Genomic DNA, 2,278 nt, shown 5'->3' on the forward strand with positions numbered 1-2,278 from the left:
CTTAGGTTGTCAAGATTAAAAGCAATTAATTTCGATCGAATAAATGGTAATTTCATACTAAGAAACAACCACATTCATCTAAAAACCGATTGCTTTAGATATTGACAAATTCATTCCCAAAGGGGATGAATCAGCCCTGCCGCTTATCCGGCTCCCTCCCCTGTCTTGTCTCGCATAATCCGGGAGGTTCCCTCCCGGCTGCGAGCCGCTTTATAAGGGGAGGGCTGGGGTGGGGTAAAGGACTACTGAACCACTAAAAAATTGCCAAAACATGAAAAATATTACCCCAATTATTCTATCAAGCCTATTTTTATTGCCAGGAATATCGCCCCTGCAAGCAGCAACATTATCAGATCGTACATCAAATAGAAACCCTGCTACCCAAATCGCCCAAAAGATCGATCCAGAACTCCAGCAACTCGACGAAGCCGAAAAGCAAGCCAGCACCAAAGTAAATCGCATCGCCAAAGACATCACCGTCCGCATCACCTCCGCCAATAATGGCGGCTCAGGTGTCCTAATTGCTAAAAAGGGTAATACCTACCTCGTCCTCACTAATGCCCACGTCACGAGGCGCGCAGCCCAATTTGAGATTCAAGCACCCGATGGACAAAAGTATACCGCCAAACAGATCGATGGTGGATTCGATCGCAAGTACGATTTAGCTTTACTAGAATTTACCAGTTCCAAGCAATACCAATTAGCAAATCTCTCTAACCCTGGTATCCTCAAAGTAAACGATCGCAATATCTACAGTGTCGGGTTTCCATTTGACTCCAAAGATCTGAGAATCTCCCCTGGTGCGATTACTCAACTTTCAGATATTCCCTTCGATAACGGTACCCAAATCGGTTACGAGATTGCCAAAGGTGAAAAAGGCGTGCGTCAAGGGATGAGTGGCGGGCCAATTTTCGATGCGGGTGGAGTATTTTTAGGGATAAATACGATCGGTGCGGCACCGATTTTACCTAATTATACCTATAACGATGGGAGTAAACCGTTAGCTAAACTCGCTGCTAAATATCGAACTGCAAACTGGGGCGTACCTGTCTATAACTTCCTCGTGCAGGTTAAGCCAGATATTCTGTATGGTTACAAATTTAATGGATTAGAAGTCGGTAAAATTCAACGTCAAGCCACCTTAACAGGATACATGGCAAAGCTAAATGATGCCGCTCGGAAACAGACAGTAAGAATTGAAAATAGTGGCGGTAATGGTTCGGGGGTAATTATTGCTAAAGAGGGCGATAGTTATTATGTTTTAACTGCCAAACATGTCGTGCAAGATCCTAAAACCAATCGTAAATTTACCAATCAACAGATTGTTACCTACGACCAAGATCGGCATAGTTTAACTGGTACTGTTGTTGCCGAAAATACGGATCTGGCAGTAATTAAATTTAGTACCAAAAGTAACTATCCTTTAGCTCAACTTAACCAGCACAACCCGAATAATGACGAACTTGTCTTTGTGGGGGGATTTCCAGATCGGCAGAATATTAATAGCCCTCTCTGGCAATGGCAACTCAATCCAGGATTTATTCTCGATCGAGAATCAGGAAAATTAACTACTCAAAATAACTTATCTTTTTCTAACGGCTACGATCTGTATTATGGCAACATTAGCTATGGGGGGATGAGTGGCGGCCCAGTCTTCGATACAGATGGGCGAGTAATTGGCATTCATGGACGAGCCGAAACAACAGATAAAGCCATATTAGGTGGCAGTTTGGGCATATCTATTCAATCTTTTACAGGTTTATTAGACAAATTACAAGTCAAACCTAGATTATTAAAAATCGCTCAAAATAATCCGACCGTATTAAACGATCGCGATCGAAAAGCTGTCGTTGCGGCGATGAATAATATTTCGCAACCCGAAGCAGAAGCTGATGGAAAACGCTGGTTAGCTTATGGCAATCAACTCACTCGAACTCTACAATTCGACAAAGCAATAGTCGCATTTGATAAAGCAATTGTTAAAGGAGAAGTATTAGAGGGTAATTATGGTAAGACATTATCCCTAATGATTTTAAGAAAATTCGCTCTGGCAAAAAATTCGATCGATCGCGCGATCGCCTTAGTTCCAGACGATAAAAATCGTACCAGTTATTACTATTTCTGGAAATATCAAAGTAGGATTTTTTCCCGTTTAGGTAAGTATGATGATGCAATTAAAACAATTGATATTGCAATTAAACTGGAACCGAAAGACCAGTTGTTACAGCTAGAGAAATCAGACATCTTAAATACTAGCGGCAAATATGCAGCCGCGATC

1 protein-coding gene is annotated in these 2,278 nt (G+C 41.9%); it reads left to right on the forward strand.

Going from position 1 to position 2,278, the window contains the following annotated elements:
- Positions 1 to 271: 271 nt before the first annotated feature.
- On the forward strand, positions 272 to 2,278 hold a 2,007-nt coding region (locus RMO79_RS16815; protein ID WP_310484361.1), incomplete at its 3' end, for a tetratricopeptide repeat-containing serine protease family protein.

Origin of the sequence: Chamaesiphon sp. VAR_48_metabat_403 (assembly GCF_031422475.1) — a bacterium.
Lineage (GTDB): Bacteria > Cyanobacteriota > Cyanobacteriia > Cyanobacteriales > Chamaesiphonaceae > Chamaesiphon.